This is a genomic window from Synechococcus sp. CB0205 (genome assembly GCF_000179255.1).
GTDB lineage: Bacteria > Cyanobacteriota > Cyanobacteriia > PCC-6307 > Cyanobiaceae > Vulcanococcus.
The window spans coordinates 15,715-31,593 of record NZ_ADXM01000043.1; the positions used below are offsets into that span (position 1 = coordinate 15,715).

20 protein-coding genes and 1 tRNA gene are annotated in these 15,879 nt (G+C 61.5%); 11 read left to right on the top strand and 10 right to left on the bottom strand.

The window, feature by feature from the left end; genetic code table 11:
* Positions 1–1,179: a DNA repair exonuclease gene (locus CB0205_RS0106950; protein WP_010315882.1), complete on the bottom strand. Its 1,179-nt coding sequence runs from the start codon at positions 1,177–1,179 to the stop codon at positions 1–3.
* A 98-nt stretch (positions 1,180–1,277) separates the two neighbouring features.
* Here CB0205_RS0106950 and CB0205_RS0106955 point away from each other — a divergent pair, with 98 nt between their 5' ends.
* Entirely contained in the window at positions 1,278–1,613 is a 336-nt protein-coding gene (locus CB0205_RS0106955; RefSeq protein ID WP_010315885.1) for a c-type cytochrome, read from the top strand.
* Position 1,614: 1 nt separating this feature from the next.
* On the opposite strand, the gene CB0205_RS0106960 is transcribed toward CB0205_RS0106955, so the two are convergent.
* The 5 genes from CB0205_RS0106960 to CB0205_RS0106980 form a co-directional block, all read right to left on the bottom strand.
* Positions 1,615–1,881: a YciI family protein gene (locus CB0205_RS0106960; protein ID WP_010315887.1), complete on the bottom strand. Its 267-nt coding sequence runs from the start codon at positions 1,879–1,881 to the stop codon at positions 1,615–1,617.
* Between the two features lie 25 nt (positions 1,882–1,906).
* Positions 1,907–2,209 (bottom strand): hypothetical protein, encoded by a 303-nt coding sequence (locus CB0205_RS0106965; protein ID WP_010315889.1) that lies wholly within the window; start codon positions 2,207–2,209, stop codon positions 1,907–1,909.
* Between the two features lie 64 nt (positions 2,210–2,273).
* Entirely contained in the window at positions 2,274–3,086 is an 813-nt protein-coding gene (gene trpA, locus CB0205_RS0106970) for a tryptophan synthase subunit alpha (protein WP_010315891.1), read from the bottom strand.
* A 33-nt stretch (positions 3,087–3,119) separates the two neighbouring features.
* Complete coding sequence (locus tag CB0205_RS0106975; protein ID WP_010315894.1) at positions 3,120–3,458, bottom strand: DUF3007 family protein; 339 nt, start codon at positions 3,456–3,458, stop codon at positions 3,120–3,122.
* Positions 3,458–3,709 carry an NAD(P)H-quinone oxidoreductase subunit L gene (locus tag CB0205_RS0106980; protein WP_010315895.1) on the bottom strand — a complete coding sequence of 84 codons (252 nt, stop codon included), beginning with the start codon at positions 3,707–3,709 and terminating at the stop codon, positions 3,458–3,460. The genes CB0205_RS0106975 and CB0205_RS0106980 overlap by 1 nt, the downstream gene beginning before the upstream one ends.
* A gap of 43 nt (positions 3,710–3,752) precedes the next feature.
* Here CB0205_RS0106980 and CB0205_RS0106985 point away from each other — a divergent pair.
* The 8 genes from CB0205_RS0106985 (at position 3,753) to CB0205_RS14395 (ending at position 11,224) form a co-directional block, all read left to right on the top strand.
* Positions 3,753–3,836: transfer RNA gene (locus CB0205_RS0106985), tRNA-Leu, on the top strand.
* A 123-nt stretch (positions 3,837–3,959) separates the two neighbouring features.
* Positions 3,960–4,457: a DUF2231 domain-containing protein gene (locus CB0205_RS0106990; RefSeq protein WP_010315897.1), complete on the top strand. Its 498-nt coding sequence runs from the start codon at positions 3,960–3,962 to the stop codon at positions 4,455–4,457.
* Positions 4,457–5,095, top strand: a complete 639-nt coding sequence (locus CB0205_RS0106995) for a DUF2231 domain-containing protein (RefSeq protein ID WP_010315899.1) — start codon at positions 4,457–4,459, stop codon at positions 5,093–5,095. The genes CB0205_RS0106990 and CB0205_RS0106995 overlap by 1 nt, the downstream gene beginning before the upstream one ends.
* Before the next feature lies 1 nt (position 5,096).
* Entirely contained in the window at positions 5,097–6,038 is a 942-nt protein-coding gene (locus tag CB0205_RS0107000) for a cytochrome c oxidase subunit II (protein ID WP_010315901.1), read from the top strand.
* 11 nt (positions 6,039–6,049) lie between these two features.
* A complete protein-coding gene (locus CB0205_RS0107005) occupies positions 6,050–7,726 on the top strand; it encodes a cbb3-type cytochrome c oxidase subunit I (RefSeq protein WP_010315902.1) in 1,677 nt (558 codons plus the stop codon).
* Entirely contained in the window at positions 7,723–8,301 is a 579-nt protein-coding gene (locus CB0205_RS0107010) for a heme-copper oxidase subunit III (protein WP_010315904.1), read from the top strand. Before CB0205_RS0107005 ends, CB0205_RS0107010 begins: the two co-directional genes overlap by 4 nt.
* A 10-nt stretch (positions 8,302–8,311) precedes the next feature.
* On the top strand, positions 8,312–9,823 hold the full coding sequence (locus CB0205_RS0107015) for a GMC oxidoreductase (protein ID WP_010315906.1): 1,512 nt from the start codon (positions 8,312–8,314) through the stop codon (positions 9,821–9,823).
* Between the two features lie 93 nt (positions 9,824–9,916).
* The gene (locus tag CB0205_RS14395; RefSeq protein ID WP_010315909.1) at positions 9,917–11,224 is read left to right on the top strand and encodes a chloride channel protein; all 1,308 of its coding nucleotides are present in this window, start codon (positions 9,917–9,919) and stop codon (positions 11,222–11,224) included.
* Here CB0205_RS14395 and CB0205_RS0107025 read toward each other — a convergent pair.
* The 3 genes from CB0205_RS0107025 to CB0205_RS15890 all read right to left on the bottom strand — a co-directional run bounded on the left by CB0205_RS0107025 (position 11,205) and on the right by CB0205_RS15890 (position 13,552).
* Positions 11,205–12,527 (bottom strand): NAD(P)/FAD-dependent oxidoreductase, encoded by a 1,323-nt coding sequence (locus CB0205_RS0107025; protein WP_010315911.1) that lies wholly within the window; start codon positions 12,525–12,527, stop codon positions 11,205–11,207. The genes CB0205_RS14395 and CB0205_RS0107025 overlap by 20 nt on opposite strands.
* Positions 12,528–12,583: 56 nt before the next feature.
* On the bottom strand, positions 12,584–12,937 hold the full coding sequence (locus CB0205_RS0107030) for a hypothetical protein (protein WP_010315912.1): 354 nt from the start codon (positions 12,935–12,937) through the stop codon (positions 12,584–12,586).
* 366 nt (positions 12,938–13,303) lie between these two features.
* Positions 13,304–13,552, bottom strand: a complete 249-nt coding sequence (locus tag CB0205_RS15890) for a hypothetical protein (RefSeq protein ID WP_156797844.1) — start codon at positions 13,550–13,552, stop codon at positions 13,304–13,306.
* Between the two features lie 127 nt (positions 13,553–13,679).
* Between CB0205_RS15890 and CB0205_RS16485 the strand changes: the two genes are divergently transcribed.
* Both CB0205_RS16485 and CB0205_RS0107050 read left to right on the top strand, forming a co-directional pair.
* A complete protein-coding gene (locus CB0205_RS16485; RefSeq protein ID WP_232197258.1) occupies positions 13,680–13,820 on the top strand; it encodes a hypothetical protein in 141 nt (46 codons plus the stop codon).
* A gap of 249 nt (positions 13,821–14,069) precedes the next feature.
* Positions 14,070–14,651, top strand: a complete 582-nt coding sequence (locus CB0205_RS0107050; protein ID WP_198001914.1) for an autotransporter outer membrane beta-barrel domain-containing protein — start codon at positions 14,070–14,072, stop codon at positions 14,649–14,651.
* A 129-nt stretch (positions 14,652–14,780) separates the two neighbouring features.
* Here CB0205_RS0107050 and CB0205_RS0107055 read toward each other — a convergent pair whose 3' ends face one another.
* Positions 14,781–15,875, bottom strand: a complete 1,095-nt coding sequence (locus CB0205_RS0107055) for a sulfotransferase (RefSeq protein ID WP_232197259.1) — start codon at positions 15,873–15,875, stop codon at positions 14,781–14,783.
* Between the last annotated feature and the right edge of the window lie 4 nt (positions 15,876–15,879).

The following is a 15,879-nucleotide window of genomic DNA, read 5'->3' on the forward strand; positions in this document are numbered from 1 at the left end:
TTACTCCCCCGCGCAGCGGTGCAGTTCGGCCAGGGCCAGCTGCAGCAGTTCGCGCCGCTCCTCCAGCAGCGCGCTGTCCGCCAATTCGCTCTGAAGGCGATGGGCGACGTTGGCAATCAAGGGGTCACTGGGGCGCTGGCTGAGGGCCTTGAGTTCGCTTGGATCGGGAGCCTGGGCGCAGCGCCCGCGGCGCTTGAGCCGCAGCAGTTGGGCCTCCAACCGCTCGATCAGCGCGTCGTAGCGGCGATGACCCTCGAGGCTCAGGCTGCCGCTTTCCTCCAGCAGCAGGAGATGTTGTCCTGGCTCGTCGCCCAGGAGCGTCTGGAGCTGCGCTTCAAAGCGCTCCAGCTCCGCGTCGCTGCTCAGCCGCACCGCCGTGGCGTGCCATTGCAGCATCGCGGTCGCCAGAGGGGTCACCTCGGGAAGACTCCCCCGCTCGGCGCGCACCGCCAGGACGACTCCATCGCGGTAGGCGTCATGGCGGGGAAAGCGATCGGGCTCCGGGGTCCCGCTGTACCAGGCCTTGGCATGGACCTGTTTGAGGCCATGCCAATCGCCCAGGGCGACGTAGTCCAGCTGCTCCAGTAGGCCTGCATCGAGGCGCAGTTGGTTCTGGGCGCTGGCGGGGTTCTCCTCATCGGCATCCAGGTCATCGGAGCCAAAACCATGGATGGAGCCATGGGCAAGCAGGAGGCGAGGGCGGTCGCTGGGCAGTGATGCCCAATCGATCGACCGCACCCATGCGGTGGGGTCCTGGCTGTCCGTGCGGCGCAACAGCGGGCAGGGCAGCACGATCGCCTGCTCCAGCACGAGCGGTTCGCGGCTCAGGAGCACCTGGAGGTTGGGGGCCCGGCGCTGGCACTCCTCCTGGAAAAAACGTTGGTGCCAGACACTGCCTGGGGCACCGTGGTCATGGTTGCCAGGAATCACCAGCACCGGGCAGCTCAGGCGGCCGAGGGCCTGGCAGACCGCACTGATGTCACTGCTGCTGGGGGTTGGTGAGTCAAAGAGATCACCGGCGACCAGGAGGAAGGCGGCCGCCTGCTCCTTGGCGCATTGACCGATTTGATCGATGGCGGCGATGCGCACCTGCCGCAACTTGGCCCGCTTGTCGGGGTCCTGGACCCGGGCGTAGGGCTTGCCGATCTGCCAGTCGGCGCTGTGCAGAAAGGACAGCATGGGGTGCGTGGGTGTGGGGCTATTTGAGCGCGGACACACCGGGAGTGGGCCGGTCAGACTGACGCTTGGCGCGCTGCGCCCCCCTTGTCCTTGACCTGATGTCCCTTGCGTTGCTGCGCCGGCTGTTGCTGGCTCTGGTGTTGCTGCTGGGTTTGAGCGTGGCCCAACCTGCCTGGGCCGATGGTGCCCAATTGTTTGAGCTCCACTGCGCGGGCTGTCACCTCAATGGCGGCAACATCATTCGCCGCGGCAAAACCTTGAAGTTGGCGGCCCTAGAGCGCCAGGGCATTGCCTCCCAGGAGGCCATTGCGGCGATCGCTGCCCAGGGCCAGGGACAGATGAGCGGCTACGTCGAGGCCCTGGGTGAGGACGGTGTCCAGCAGGTGGCCGAGTGGGTCTGGCAGCAGAGCCAGGCGGGCTGGCCGAAGGCCTGATCTAGAAGGCCTGGATCCAGGGGTAGACCTCGAGGGCGGTCCAGATTCCCTGGCGCCAATACACATCGTTGTGGAGCAGATCCACCACCTGCTGCTTGGACTCGGCCTCGTAGATCCCGAAGACGTGGCTGCTGGTTTCCGTGGGCCCCAGGGTGATCAGTACGCCGTCATCCTTTTGGCGCTGCAGCCCCGCAAGATGCTCCTCGCGGTAAGGGGTGCGCTTCTCCAGCGCGTTCTCGCAGTAGGTCCCCCAGAGAACAAAGCGCACGGATCAGCAGGCGTGTGCGAGCAAGTTACAGCCAGCCACCGGCGAAGATCGGCTGGAAAATTTTGGCGGGCAGCAGCACCGGCAGGTTGCTGGGTTCGGCGCCGGCTTTGTCGCTCCAGCGCACCTTGCAGCGGAAGTTGCCGTCCTTGACTTTGAGCACGTATTGCTGCGGAACGGCCTGTTCAGGCATCAGGTACTGGGCCTGATTGCAGGCATCCACCTCAGAGATGTTGGAGGTGTAATCACTCCAGCCGGCCTGGGCGGCGCTGGGGGCGACCAGCAGCGCGGCGCCAAGGAGTCCACGGGAGAGGCGGTTGCGCAGCGCCATTGAAAACGGTCCCTCGCAGGGGCGAACTGCGCTGATTCTGCCGTGCGGATCGAGGGCTGGCCGCTTAGTTGTCGAGGGCCTGGCGCAGTTGGCCGCAGAACTGACCCGCAGCAGCAGCAATGTCCCCCTGCTGGCTGTGGCTTTCAGCCATGACCTTGACCAGGGCGCTGCCGACGATGGCGCCATCGGCGCCCCAATCACGAACTTGGCGCGCCTGCTCGGGGCCGGAGATGCCAAAGCCAACGGCGACTGGGGTTGGCCCCATCCCTTTGAGTTGATGCACCAGGGTGGCGACCCGGTTTTCCAGGGTGGTGCGGACACCGGTGACCCCGGTGACGCTGACCAGGTAGGTGAAGCCGCGGCTGGCCTGGGCGATGCGGGCCATGCGATCGCTCGGGGTGGTGGGCGCCACCAGCAGCACGAGATCCAGCCCTGCCGCTTCGGCAATGGCCGAAAGCTTTTCTGCTTCTTCTAGGGGGAGATCAGGCACCACCAGGCCGGCGGCACCCGCCGCTGCGGCATCGCGGCAGAAGGTCTCCATGCCGCGGTTCAGCAAGGGGTTGCTGTAGGTGAAGAGGATCACCGGGATGGTGAGCTCGCCCTTGAGGCTGCGGAGCATCTCCAGCACCCGACCAGGGGTGGTCCCGCTGCCCAGTGCTCGGCTGGCCGCGGCTTGGATCACCGGACCATCGGCCAGGGGATCGCTGTAGGGAATCCCCAGCTCGATCATGTCGGCCCCGCCGGCCTCCAGGGCCAGGAGGGTCGAGCGGGTGTGGTCCAGATCCGGATCGCCGGCCATCAGGAATGGCATCAAGGCGCAGCGGCCCTCGGTCTTGAGCTTCTGAAAACGCTGCTGGATCGGGGTGCTGGTGGTCACGGCAGCGTGAGATCTGCAGCTGAGCCTATGGCCTCAGCCTTCGCTGTCCTGGGCGAGTTCCCGCATGAGCTTCTCTTGCTCTTCGGGGCTGAGGGCGTCAAAACGCTTCTGCAGCTCTTCGTCGGTGGCAGCGTCGTAACCCGAGCGGTAGCGGCGGCGCTGCTCCATGTAGGTCATGTTTCCGGTCACGACCCGGAACAAGTAAGAGCCCGTCCAGACCAGGACGATGACCACCAGGAGGGCCTGGGCGGCAATGCCCGCACTAAACCCTTCAAAGCCAGCGGCTTGGAAGCCCCAGTAACCGATACCGCCGATGCCAAAGATGGCCAGGCCGGCCAGAAGCGCCTTGCCGCGTGTGATGCCGGATCCCATTAAGTGTTGCCCTGGCCCTGCAAACGAAGATTCACGAAGGGGGCGAAGACGATCAGTCCGGGGAAGAACAGGAAGACCAGTCCATAGACCGCCGTGCGCTCGATCTTGCCCATCACGGTCCAGCGCTTGGTCATCCAAGCCATCAGAGCCAGGGGGACTGCCACCAGGTAGGCACCGGCGAGTGCCCCGTAGGCGGCCAGCACCAGCAGGGTCTCACTGGTGAGGGAACTGAGGAACCCGGGCAGCGGCACGGCGATGGTGCAACGTCACGGCAAATCTAAGATGGTCTGCGCCGGGACCATGGCGGAATTGGTAGACGCAGCGGACTTAAAATCCGCAGACGGCAACGTTGTGAGGGTTCAAGTCCCTCTGGTCCCACTGAGTTGCCCCTTTAGGCGGTTGCCACGCACGGAGCAGGTCGCCTCCGCTTCATCACAAATCGGCTGACAGTTTGAAAAGCCGTGGCCAGGCTGATCACTGTTGAGCCCTGGCCCGTTCTTCATGCTTGAGCTGCTGCCGCCGCTCAACGATCACAACCTCCCTTGGATGGACACGATTCATCCAATCGTGGTGCATTTCGTGATCGCCATGGCCCTGATCGCGTTCGTGTTCGATCTGATCGGGGTGCTCTGGCGCCGCCCGGCGTTGTTTGAAGCTAGTTTCTGGAATTTGTTATTCGCGACGGGCGCAATCTTCGTTGCGATCATTTTTGGTCAGGTGGAGGCAGGTTTGGCCTCGCCCTATGGCGCAGCGCGCAACATCCTTGATATTCACACCACGATTGGCTGGTCCCTGGCCGGTGTGTTGTCCCTGTTGACGGGCTGGCGTTATGTGCTGCGCAGCCGTGATCCTGAGGCTCTGCCGCTCTCCTTTCTCGGAGCTGGGGCCTTGGTCAGTGCCTTGATCATGGTTCAAGTGGTCTTGGGCGACAAGCTGATCTGGACCTATGGCCTGCACACCGTGAAGGTGGTGGCGGCCACGCGGGAGGGGCTGATCTGATGCTCGTTCAGGCGATGGCCTTGGCCTACAGCCCAGAGGCCACTCCCATTGATCAAATCGCGGGGGAGTTAGGGCCGAATGGCTTGCCCTATGCCCTGCCCATTCATCCGAATTTGGTGCACCTCACCATCGGTTTGTTTGTGATTGCGATTGCCTTTGATGTGGTGGGTGCTCTGTACCCCCTGGAAAAACGGGTCTTTCGCTTTTTGGCCCTTCCGATTACCCGCGGGGGCTTTCACGACGTCGGTTGGTACAACCTGCTGGCCTGCTGCCTGGTGACTTTTTTCACCGTCGCCAGTGGCTTCTACGAAATGCTCACCGCCGTCCCGCTGCCGGGTGTTGTGAGCACCTTTGGGCTCGGCAGCATGACCACGATGCTCTGGCATGGCGTGGGCGGCGTGCTGCTGCTCACGGTGATTACGGCCATGACCGTTTGGCGTGGTTTCCAGCGCTATCTCTGGCGGCGCGACATGGGGCGCCAGGTGCAGTGGCTCTACCTGCTAGTCGGCCTCGGCATGTTTGCGCTGCTGGGTTTGCACGGGACCCTCGGCGCCCAGTTGGCAGCTGAATTCGGTGTGCACATCGCGGCTGACCAGTTGCTGCAGGCCGGCGCTGACCTTCACACCGCCCTGCCCTGAGATGAGCAATAGCGCCCCCCGCCCCAGCCTCTCCCGGCCCGCTCTGTTGGCCTGGTTGGTTTGGGTTGTTCTGCTCCTGGCCCTCAGCGTCTGGATGGGTCAGCAGTCCCACCATTGGCTTCCTGTTCAGGCCTCAACGGCCGCGCCGTTGGTGGATGACCTGTTCAGCTTGGAGACCGCCATCGGCACCTTCGTCTTCTTTGGCGTGGTCTCGGTGATGGTCTGGGTGGTGCTCTTCAACCGCGCCGAGAAGTACGACGACAGCGACGCCTTCCCGATTGAAGGCAACACGAAGTTGGAGGTCATCTGGACCGCTATTCCCTTTGTGTTGGTGATGGCGATTGCCTTCTGGACGATTCGCGCCAGCGACAAGTTGGGGATGTTGGGTCCGATGGAGCACATCCATCTGCGCAATTCCACAGAAGAGGTGGGGGGCTATCCCGGCGATCGCTTGCCGGCTGAACAGGTCGAGGTGATTGCCCGCCAATGGTCCTGGGAGTTTCGCTATCCCGGCAGCAACGTCTCATCCACGGAACTGCACCTGGAGCTGGATCAACCGGTGAGTTTGCGGTTGGTCTCCGAGGACGTGCTCCACAGCTTGTTTATCCCCGCCTTCCGCATCAAACAGGACGTGGTTCCTGGCCGGGCGATTGATCTGAATCTCACGCCAACGCGCGAGGGGATCTACCGCCTGCGGGATGCCCAGTTCAGTGGCACCTGGCATGCCGCGAATCAGGTCGATGTGGTGGTGGAGAACTCCCAGGCCCATCAGCAGTGGCTCGAGCAGGCCGCGCGCCAACCGCTGCAGGCGGGCCTGAGCCTTGCCGTGGATGAGTTCGCCATCCGTCAGACCAAGCCCAACCCGGGCTGGGCGACCGTCCCTCCCGCTCCGCCCCCTCAGGTGAATGTCCCTGGAGACCCCAATCAGCCCCATGACGCCTGAGACCTGAGCCAATGACCATCGCCACCTTTCCCCCTGAACCGCCACCGCAGAGCAGCTGGAAGCGCTACTTAGGCTTTTGCACGGACGCCAAGGTCATTGGCATCCAGTACATCGTTACGGCCTTCTTCTTCTTCTTGATCGGTGGCCTGCTGGCCATGGTCATCCGCGGGGAGCTGATTACACCTGCCGCCGATCTGGTTGATCGCTCGGTCTACAACGGCATCTACACGATGCACGGAACAATCATGTTGTTCCTGTTCATCTTTCCGGTCCTCAACGGTCTCAATAATCTGTTGATTCCAACCATGATCGGTGCGCCCGACATGGCCTTCCCGCGTCTGAATGCGGTGGCCTTCTGGTTGGTTCCGATCTTTGGATCGATTTTGATCGCCAGCTTTTTTGTCCCAGGTGGTCCGGCCTACGCCGGCTGGTGGAGTTATCCGCCCGTCAGTCTTCAGAACCCGGCGGGACACCTCTTCAATGGCGAGGGCCTCTGGATTACGGCCGTGGCCCTATCGGGGGTGTCCTCGATCATGGGTGCGATCAACTTTGTGACGACAATCCTGCGCATGCGGGCCCCGGGGATGACCCTGACCCGGATGCCTGTGTTTTGTTGGACCGCCTTTGCGGCCCAGTCCTTGCAATTGATTGGCCTGCCCGCGCTCACGGGCGGGGCGATCATGTTGCTGATGGACCTGAACTTCGGCACCAGCTTTTACCGGGCTGAGGGTGGTGGTGATCCGGTGCTCTATCAGCACTTTTTCTGGTTCTATTCCCATCCGGCGGTCTATGTGATCATCCTGCCGGTCTTTGGGGTCTTCTCAGAGCTGTTTCCGGTGTATTCCAGGAAGCCACTCTTTGGTTACCTCTACGTCGCCTTTGCCTCCTTCATCATTGTTGGCCTGGGCTTGATTGTTTGGGTTCACCACTTCTTCACCAGTGGTGTGGCGCAGTGGATGCGCAATCTGTTCATGGTCACCACCATGTTGATTGCCGTGCCAACGGGGGTGAAGGTCTTTGCCTGGCTGGGCACTCTTTGGGGCGGGAAGTTACGCCTGACGACCCCGATGCTGTTTTGCCTGGGGGGCCTCTTCAACTTTGTCTTTGCTGGCATCACCGGGATCATGCTGGCCACGGTGCCGATCGATATTCACGTCTCCAACACCTACTTCGTCGTCGGTCACTTCCATTACGTGATCTACGGGGCCGCGGTGATGGGGATCTTTGCGGCGATCTACCACTGGTTCCCGAAGTTCACCGGGCGCATGCCCTACGAAGGTCTCGGCAAATTGCACTGCCTGCTCACCTTTGTGGGGGCCAATCTGAATTTCCTGCCCATGCATCCCTTGGGTCTGATGGGGATGCCGCGGCGGGTGTCGAGCTACGACCCTGAATTCACCTTCTGGAACGTGATCGCCAGCCTGGGGGCCTTTCTGCTGGGGGTCTCGATCATTCCCTTCCTGCTCAATATGGTGAGCTCCTGGATCCGTGGTCCTAAGGCCACCCATAACCCCTGGAATGCCATCGGACTGGAGTGGTTGTTGCCCTCTCCGCCGCCGGAGGACAACTTTGGGGAGGAGGTCCCCACGGTGATTGCGCGTCCCTACGGCTATGGCAGCGGTGAACCGCTGGTGGAACACCAGGCTGAGCTGGAGCGCGCCTTGGTGCTGCAGGAGGCGGCGCAATGACGACGACGACCCCCCAGGCTGAGTTGGAGCTGCATCCCAAGCACAACCTCACCGGCTTCATCATTTTTCTGTGCTCAGAAAGCGTCATCTTTCTGGCCTTTTTCAGCGGCTATGCCCTGCTGAAGACCTCAGCCCTCGACTGGCTTCCCCCTGGGGTCGAGGGGTTGGAGTGGAAGATGCCGCTGGTGAACACCGTGGTCCTGGTGTCCAGTTCGGGGACGATCGCCCTGGCTGAGCATTTCAAGGCCAAAGAGAACATGGCTCTCTTCCGGGGGTTCTGGCTGCTGAGCATGGCCATGGGGGCCTACTTCCTCTTTGGGCAGGCTGTGGAATGGGGCGGCCTGAAGTTTGGCTTCACCTCGGGAACCTTTGGTGGCACGTTCTATCTCTTGACCGGTTTCCACGGCCTCCATGTGGCGACGGGAATCCTGTTGATGGGATTGATGTTGGTGAAGTCATTTATCCCCGGCAATTACAGCGGCGGGGAACAGGGAGTTCAGGCCACGTCCTTGTTCTGGCACTTCGTGGATGTCATCTGGATCATCCTCTTTTTACTGATCTACGTCTGGCAGTAGCCCAAGAACCATGATCATTGACGACATTCACTACGACGTCATCGTGATCGGCAGCGGTGCTGCTGGCGGCACGATCGCTGGACAGTTGGCGGCCTCGGGCAAGCGCATCCTGCTCCTGGAGCGCGGTGGGGTGATGCCCCTGGCGGATCAGAACGTCGCGGACGTCGACTTGTTCCGCAAGGACCGCTACCACCCTGGTGAGCAGTGGTTTGGGACCGATGGGGATCCCTTCTCGCCCCAGACGATCTATGCCTTGGGTGGCAACAGCAAGATCTGGGGCGGCGTTCTCGAGCGCATGCGCGAGCGCGAGTTTGGCGGCCTCCCTCTGCAGGAGGGGCCGGCTCCGAATTGGGAGCTGAGCTACGAGGATTTCGCCCCGTACTACGACCGTGCCGAAGCGCTCTATCGGGTCCACGGCGAAGCCGGTGTCGACCCGACTGAGCCTGGGCGCACTGGGCCCTATGGCCATCGCCCGAGGTCCTTTGAGCCCTGGGTGGCTGAGCTCAGGGCAGCGCTGGAGCGCCAGGGGACCCACCCCTATGCCTTGCCGCTGAGCTGGTCGGAATCCGCTGAAGACCCCACGGGTGATGCGGAGTTGTTCGGCGTGGATCTGGCGAAGAAGGCCAGCAATGTCACCGTCCGTGATCGGGTCAAGGTGCGCCGCCTGCACGTCAACCCCAGCGGCAATGAGGTGCGTGCTGTCGAGGCGGAGGTTGACGGTCACGCCTGGTTGTTCAGCGGCGATCTGGTGGTTCTGGCCGCCGGCGCCATCAACAGTGCTGCGATCCTGCTGCGCTCGGCGACCGAGCATCACAGCCGCGGACTTGCTAACGGCTCTGATCAGGTGGGTCGCAATCTGATGAAGCCCCAGCTGACGTCGATCATTCAGCTGGCGGCGGCGGCCAATTCCGGTCGCTATGGCCGCAGCCTGGGCATCACGGATTACCTCTGGGGCGACAGCAATGTCAGCTTCCCCCTGGGCTCGATTGCCAGTGGCGGTGGTGTTCTGCAGGACGCCCTGTTTGCGGAATCCCCACCGGTTCTCTCCCTGGTGACCAAGTTGATGCCCAACTTTGGCCTGGAGCAATTGGCTGCCCGATCGGTGACCTGGTGGGCGATGAGCCCGGTTCTGCCCGATGCCCACAACCGGGTGACCCTGCGGGGGAATCATCTCCAGATTCACTACCTCCCGAACAACCGCGAGGCCCATGACCGCTTGGTCTATCGCTGGATCGACACCTTGAAGAAGGTGGAGAACGACCCCCTTTGCCATGTGGTGAAGCCCGCTCCAACGCACCCCCGCGGTGAGGCTCCTCTGACGGTGATGGGTAGTGTCTGCGGCACCTGCCGGATGGGCTCCAATCCGGCGACCTCGGTGGTGGATCTCCAGGGGCGGAGCCATGAGCTGGCCAACCTCTATGTCGCTGATGCCAGCGTCTTCCCCAGTTGTCCGGCCGTGGGCATGGGGCTGACGGTGATTGCTAATGCCTTGCGGATTGCCGATAGCTTGCTGAAGCTTTGATCAGTCAAGGCTTGTGCAATCAAAGACTTGATTTTTTCGAACTGATCTGACGCGATTTCGGCGGCATCATGTGCTCGGTTTGAGAGCACCGCCGTGGTTCTGCGCACCCGCGAGCTGATCCGCAACTTGTTGCAGTTGTCGCTGCTTGGTGTGCTCGTCGGGGTGGCCTGTTGGCCCTTCAACATGCTCGATCGTTGGCAGGACCAACTGCTGGGTCTGCTGCCGGCCTTCAGTGGTGAGGGGTGGACCCCATCCTCCCTTGCCTTGGCCTGTTCGCCGCTGGTGGTGGTGCCGATCCTGCTGTTGTTGCAACGGGGAATCTGGGCCCGGGGCGCCGGCTCGGGTATCCCCCAGACCATGACCAGCATTGAGCATCCAGCCCAAGCCTCGGCGCTGCTGGGCTGGGCACCCAGCCTGCAGCGCTTGGCCCTGTGGGGAATCGCCAGCCTTGCCCTGATCCCGATCGGCCGGGAGGGGCCTGTGGTGCAGGTCGGTGCGTCGGCCGCTCATTTTTTGCGGCGCCGTTTCCCGAATTGGTTCTATGGCTTAGGGCAAGCCGAGCTCTTGGCGGTGGCCGGTGGTGCTGGTTTGGCCGGAGGGTTCGATACGCCGCTCTTGGGTGTGGTGTTTGTGGTGGAGGAGTTCATCAGTGCCTTTTCCTCCACCCTGATCTGGCCTGCCCTGGTCGTCAGTGGGATGGCGGCCTCCTTCAGCAACCTGGCTGGACAGCCGATGTTTGCCTTGGGCACCGTCGGCGTCGAGCCGATGGAATTGCTGCAGGTTCTTTGGGCGCTTCCCGTTGGCCTGCTCGGTGGTTTGGTGGGGGCGGCTTTTGCCCGCCTGTTGCTGGCGGGCACCCGTCGGGGAGTCGCGTTGGCGCGCCGTTATCCGATTCGTTTAGGCCTGGGTGTTGGCGCGTTCCTGTCGCTGTTTCTGCTGGTTAGCGGCGGCACCGGTGGTGGTGACGGCGAGTTGCTGATGGGGCGGCTGCTCTTTGGCTCAGCCGATGGGGTGGAGCTCCCCCATGGGTTATGGACGGATCTGCTCACGCTTCTGCTGCGGATCCTGGGTCCGGTTTTGGCCCTCTCCACCGGTATCCCCGGCGGATTAATTGATCCCTCCTTCACCTTTGGCGCGGCCATGGGACAGGTGATCGGCGATCTTGCGGGCTCGCCTCAACTCTTTTTGGCCTTGGGCATGGTGGCTGGCCTGTCCGGCGCCACCCAGCTCCCGGTGATGTCAATTCTCTTTGGAGTTCGACTGGCGGGAGATCAGCAGTTGCTACCGGGACTGCTGGTGGCTTGCGTGCTGGCGGCCTATGTCAGCCGGCAGTTCGTCGCCAAGCCGATTTACCACGCGCTCCATGCCCTGAGCGGCGAAGCTACGAAGACGTCTCCGTAATCACCAGGGCTGAGCGCTCGCGGGTGGCAATCATCCAGAGCCATTTGGTCAGCAATGTCAACCGACTTTCATTGGCGGGCATGAAGGCCAGGTGCGCGAGGCCCCAGAGGACCCAGCCCAGGGGACCGCTGAGTTTGAGTCCCCGCAGGTTGGCGACCGCAAAGAGTGGTCCGACCACCGCCATGCTGCCGAAGTCGGTGAACGCAAAGGCGGGATTGGGCTGGCTTTGGCACTGGGCCAGGATGTCCTTGGCCACCCAGCCCCCCATCTGCACCGCCGGGCCGGCCATCCCAGGCAGGGGTTTGCCATCGCGGGTATGGCTGTAGCTGCAGAGATCTCCGATCACGCGGATCTCGCCATGCCCTTTGATCGAAAAGTCCGGCTCCACCACGACTCGGCCGCCACGGTCGAGTTCGCAGCCGGTGCGCTCAGCCAGCAGCTTCCCGAGGGGGGAGGCGGCGACACCGGCCGTCCAGCAGATGGTGTTGGCATCCAGGGTGACTTCGCCATCTTTGGTGGTGATGACGACCTTGCCCTCGCTGATGTCCTTGACACGCCCCCCCAGCAGGAGCTCGACCCCCTTGGCTTTGAGGTGATCGCCAGCCGAGGCTGAGAGCTGCGGATCCATGGCCCGCAGGACTCGATCGCCTGGGTCCACCAGCGTGACCTTGCAGTGGGTGGGATCGATCTGCATGAAATCCCGCTCCAGGGTGTGCCGCATCAGATCGTTGAGGGATGCGGCCAGTTCGCAGCCGGTTGGACCTCCTCCAATCACCACGACGGACTGCAGCCACTTGCGGCGTTCTGGGTCGGGGGTTTGCTCGGCCTCCTCGAGGGAGTTCAAGACTTTGCGGCGGATGGCGTAGGCATCCTCCAGGGTCTTCATCGGAATGGCGTCGCTGCGCCATTCGTCATGGCCGAAGTAGCTGCTGGTCGCTCCTGCGGCCAGAACGAGATGGTCGTAGCGGTAGCGGCGGTTGTTGAAGACCACCTCCTTGTCCTTGGTATTGATGTCATCCACTTCCCCCATCAGGATCTGGATGTTTTCGGATTCCCCCAACATCACCCGCAGGGGGGAGGCCACATCGGTTTGGGAGACCAGGCCAGAAGCCACCTGATAAAGCAGGGGCTGGAACAGGTTGAAGTTGCGCCTGTCGATCAGGGTGACGCGAACGGTCTTCCCCGCCAGGACATGGGCCGCCCGCAGCCCGGCAAACCCACCGCCAACGATCACCACATGGGGCGCGGATCTGAGCAATTCAGACGGAGGGGTCAGCTCGAGAAAAAAGCGTTCGGGAGCCATCGGCCAGCGGGTGCTGACTTCAAACTATCCACGGTTTTCAAAGCTGGCTTTAGCGCCTAGAGACCCAGCCGGACTTTCACAGACCCTTCGGGTTGAACTTGAACCTCCATCGGTTTCTCTTCTCCCACGCGGACCTGCATCGGTTTTTTCTCGCTGATCTCGACGTTGATCGGTTTTGGATGACTCATCCTGAGCTGAATCGGCACAGTCTCCCTCATGCGGACCAGCACCGGCTTCTCCATGACGAGGTCATGTTGCAAGGTCCCCCCGACGGTCACCGGCTTGCTGAAGCTCACCTCCAAGCGGAGTTGAATCGGGTGCCGGCTGCTTCGTGCCAGAAGCACAAAACCCATGGCCCCAAGCAGGAGCACGGTGACCGGCCAACGGAGATCGAGCCAACGCTTATCCATGGCTTGAGTTAAGCCTGATTGGACGATTGGCGCTCAACGTTGTCCCAATAAGTCATCCCAGCTCGGAGGGCAGTTTGGTCTGGGGCTGGCCTGTGGCCGCTGCTGATGACGGCTGGTGTCGACGCTTTTGTTTGGCTGCTTTGTCTGGCTTGCGGATGTGTTCTCTGGCCGCAGCTTGGAATGTGTGTGTGGCATGAACTGAATCTGGAATGGGATATGAACGCACTCAGCTTTTGCTGTGACCTCAAGATAGTCCTGATGACTTGGATCAACCACTGGCTGATGGCAATCCAGCCCGTTCTCATCCTTGCGGGTGGTTAGTCCTTCAATACATCGACTGCAGTCTCAATCTCCACACAGTTGCCATCAATGCGAATGCTTCTCCAGGTATTCGAAAACTGCTTGGTAGTGGGCTGTCGTCCAGGACTTGCGACCTTGCATCGCTTCTGCAAATTCGGTCGCCTCGATCTGCCGCTCACGCTCGCGTCTTGATCGTTCGTCCAGTTTTCGCCAGGTTGACTCTCTCATCAGATCTTGGCCGCGGCGGGTTGGATTGGATCCACCGACGATGTCCTCCGCTTCAGCAAACTCCCCTTCCTTGAGCGCAGCGGCCATGCCCAGCACCACTGCATCAGCCCTCAGCGCAACCGTTGCAGCGAAACCCTGCGCTCACCCCTGGCTCACTGATCACTGGGAGCTTGCGTTTCCAAGAGCAGACTCTTCTATCTGCAACGGTTTTTTCTTGGTTGCGACGGTGCACCCCCAGTCGTTTTGGAGCACTGCTGGATCAGCCTTTGTTCTGACGGGGGTGGCCCATGGTGGAGCCTTTGGACCGCGCTGGTACGGCACGCCGGAGGTGGTCGAGCGCTGGTGGAGGGGTTGAGGGTTGGGCTGGTCGGAAGGCATTAGTGATGGTGCGAATTGAGATGTTTTCTGTCCGGAGCACTAGGAGCCAATTCAAGGGGTGCAGAACACGCGCAGACCATGATTGGTGCTCACAGTGAAACCTTCCTTGGCGCTGAGGCTCATTCCAAGGAAACAAGCGCTGCAGATGAGCTGGCTGCCTTGCATGTGCAATCGATGTGGAGCGTGGCGGTGTGCTTGAGAGACGCCGTCCGGCAATGCCAGTTGCGTGAGTAAGGCCAGCGTTGCATCAGCTAAGAGATGCCTTGAGAGAGGAGAGCCCCAGATCACTGGCTCTTGGACGCACAACGAGGACCATGCCTGGTCAGAGACAGGCGGGGGTGTGTTTAATCTTCGCTACAGCGATTACAGCGATAACTTTCTGCAGACGCTTCTCGCTTTAAAGGTCTCAGCTCCACTGAACTCAGGTCAGCGTTCTTTGGTGAACCCCTTTATTCGCATCGGTTGGGTGGCTGATTGGGATTTGAATAATGCCAATGCAAATGTCACCAATATCTTTTCGGGTCGCTCGGCAAGTATTCCCATTGTTCAAGACAACGAAAGTGGGATCCTGCTCGAGGGCGGCGTCGACTACACGATCAACAATCTGGGCAGCACTTCCTTCAAGTTATTCGCCAAGGGTGGTGCCGAGATCTGGGGGGACTCCCAGAAGACCGCCGACTGGCGCGCCTCCGGTGGCGTGACCTTCCTCTTTGGTGGTGCGCCTAAGGGCAAGCCGCAACCGGTCGTTGACGTTGAGTCAACTCCGGCGCCTCAACCCGAAGCCGTTCCAGTCCGCGGGTTGTGGTGATTCAGGCCGCTTTCTTTGGGGAATCGTTTGTTCCTCGCTCTCAATCAAGCGTTTGTTCGTTGGGTCGGGACCTGATCAGTCGCGTCAGTTCCTAGTGAGATTCCTCTTCTTCGTCCTTGATCAAACCAATCACCCGCCTTCTCTGGCGAGCTCTTGGCCGCGACCCAATCCGGCCTTGGCCAGCAGCTCCTGCAGCAGAGCCTCGGCTTCCGCTTCCAGCTTGATCGGCTTGGCTCGGTAATCGCTCCTGGCCTCAATCCTTCGGCGAATGGGCACGGCAGCGTCGCGCCAGGAGTCGAGATTGAGTTGTTGATAAATCCCTTCCACGGTGTGGAGCGGATTGTGGATGAAGCTGTCGTAGTCCACCTCCGCCAGTTGTCCTGGCGGGATGAGTTCGCGATCGCGTTCGTAGGCCGCCATCAACTCCTGGTAGGCCTGGGTCGTCTCCGCGACTTGGGTCGCCTCGGAGGGCGCCGCTTGAAGTCCCACGAGCTCAGCGAGGGTTTGCTTGACCCGCACCAAGGAGCGAATCGAATCAATTGGCTCTCGCTTCATGACCACAAAACGCGCCTTGGGGAACAGTTCGAGCAGCAGGCGAATCCTGGCGGTATGGGCCGAATTCTTGATTAAGAGCTGTCCTTTTCCGCCTCCATCGTGCAGCCATGTGAGCTTGCAAAACTTCAGTAGATCCGAGCGAAAAGAACGAGTCTCATGCAGCACGCAGCGCTCGAAATGAAACAGGTAATCCTGCGGAAAAGCGACACCCGCCATGTTGGTGTCGAAGCTCAATCTGGCCAGTCCCACTTCATCTTCTTGCGGGTCATTGAAGTCCCATTTGACATTGTCAATGGGACGAGTCTTCGTCATCGATCGCTTCAGCCAAAGTGCAAGGATTGGCTTAGCGATTAAGGCGATCTGCGGGGCGATCGTGAAGGCATTGCGGGCGGTGGCAAGGGTTGGATCGCAGCCCAGTAACTGATGCATCCATGTCGTGCCGCTGCGCCAGTGGCCGATCACGATCAGCGGGGCATCCGGGAGTTGCAGGCGCTTCAGGCGGTTGCGGATCAGCGCGGCTTGGATCCAGGCAAGCGGTTCAACCAGCAAGCCACCGATCGACAGCAACAGTGCCTGGCGCCAGCGTCCGGGTTGTGGGCGCGCGAAGGTCAGGCCTTTGGCCAAGGTCGCGGGACGAACAAAACCACCAGCAACCAGGAGGTCAATCAAGGGT

What these genes read in the sequence shown, in the direction of transcription:
- CB0205_RS0106965 (WP_010315889.1), bottom strand. Translation starts at nt 2,209, where the DNA reads ATGGCGCTGCGCAACCGCCTCTCCCGTGGACTCCTTGGCGCCGCGCTG.
- CB0205_RS0107010 (WP_010315904.1), top strand. Translation starts at nt 7,723, where the DNA reads ATGACGACGACGACCCCCCAGGCTGAGTTGGAGCTGCATCCCAAGCAC.
- CB0205_RS0106950 (WP_010315882.1), bottom strand. Translation starts at nt 1,179, where the DNA reads ATGCTGTCCTTTCTGCACAGCGCCGACTGGCAGATCGGCAAGCCCTAC.
- CB0205_RS0106955 (WP_010315885.1), top strand. Translation starts at nt 1,278, where the DNA reads ATGTCCCTTGCGTTGCTGCGCCGGCTGTTGCTGGCTCTGGTGTTGCTG.
- CB0205_RS0107025 (WP_010315911.1), bottom strand. Translation starts at nt 12,527, where the DNA reads ATGGCTCCCGAACGCTTTTTTCTCGAGCTGACCCCTCCGTCTGAATTG.
- CB0205_RS0106990 (WP_010315897.1), top strand. Translation starts at nt 3,960, where the DNA reads ATGCTTGAGCTGCTGCCGCCGCTCAACGATCACAACCTCCCTTGGATG.
- CB0205_RS0107005 (WP_010315902.1), top strand. Translation starts at nt 6,050, where the DNA reads ATGACCATCGCCACCTTTCCCCCTGAACCGCCACCGCAGAGCAGCTGG.
- CB0205_RS15890 (WP_156797844.1), bottom strand. Translation starts at nt 13,552, where the DNA reads ATGGCCGCTGCGCTCAAGGAAGGGGAGTTTGCTGAAGCGGAGGACATC.
- CB0205_RS0106995 (WP_010315899.1), top strand. Translation starts at nt 4,457, where the DNA reads ATGCTCGTTCAGGCGATGGCCTTGGCCTACAGCCCAGAGGCCACTCCC.
- CB0205_RS0106975 (WP_010315894.1), bottom strand. Translation starts at nt 3,458, where the DNA reads ATGGGATCCGGCATCACACGCGGCAAGGCGCTTCTGGCCGGCCTGGCC.
- CB0205_RS0107000 (WP_010315901.1), top strand. Translation starts at nt 5,097, where the DNA reads ATGAGCAATAGCGCCCCCCGCCCCAGCCTCTCCCGGCCCGCTCTGTTG.
- CB0205_RS0107030 (WP_010315912.1), bottom strand. Translation starts at nt 12,937, where the DNA reads ATGGATAAGCGTTGGCTCGATCTCCGTTGGCCGGTCACCGTGCTCCTG.
- CB0205_RS0107015 (WP_010315906.1), top strand. Translation starts at nt 8,312, where the DNA reads ATGATCATTGACGACATTCACTACGACGTCATCGTGATCGGCAGCGGT.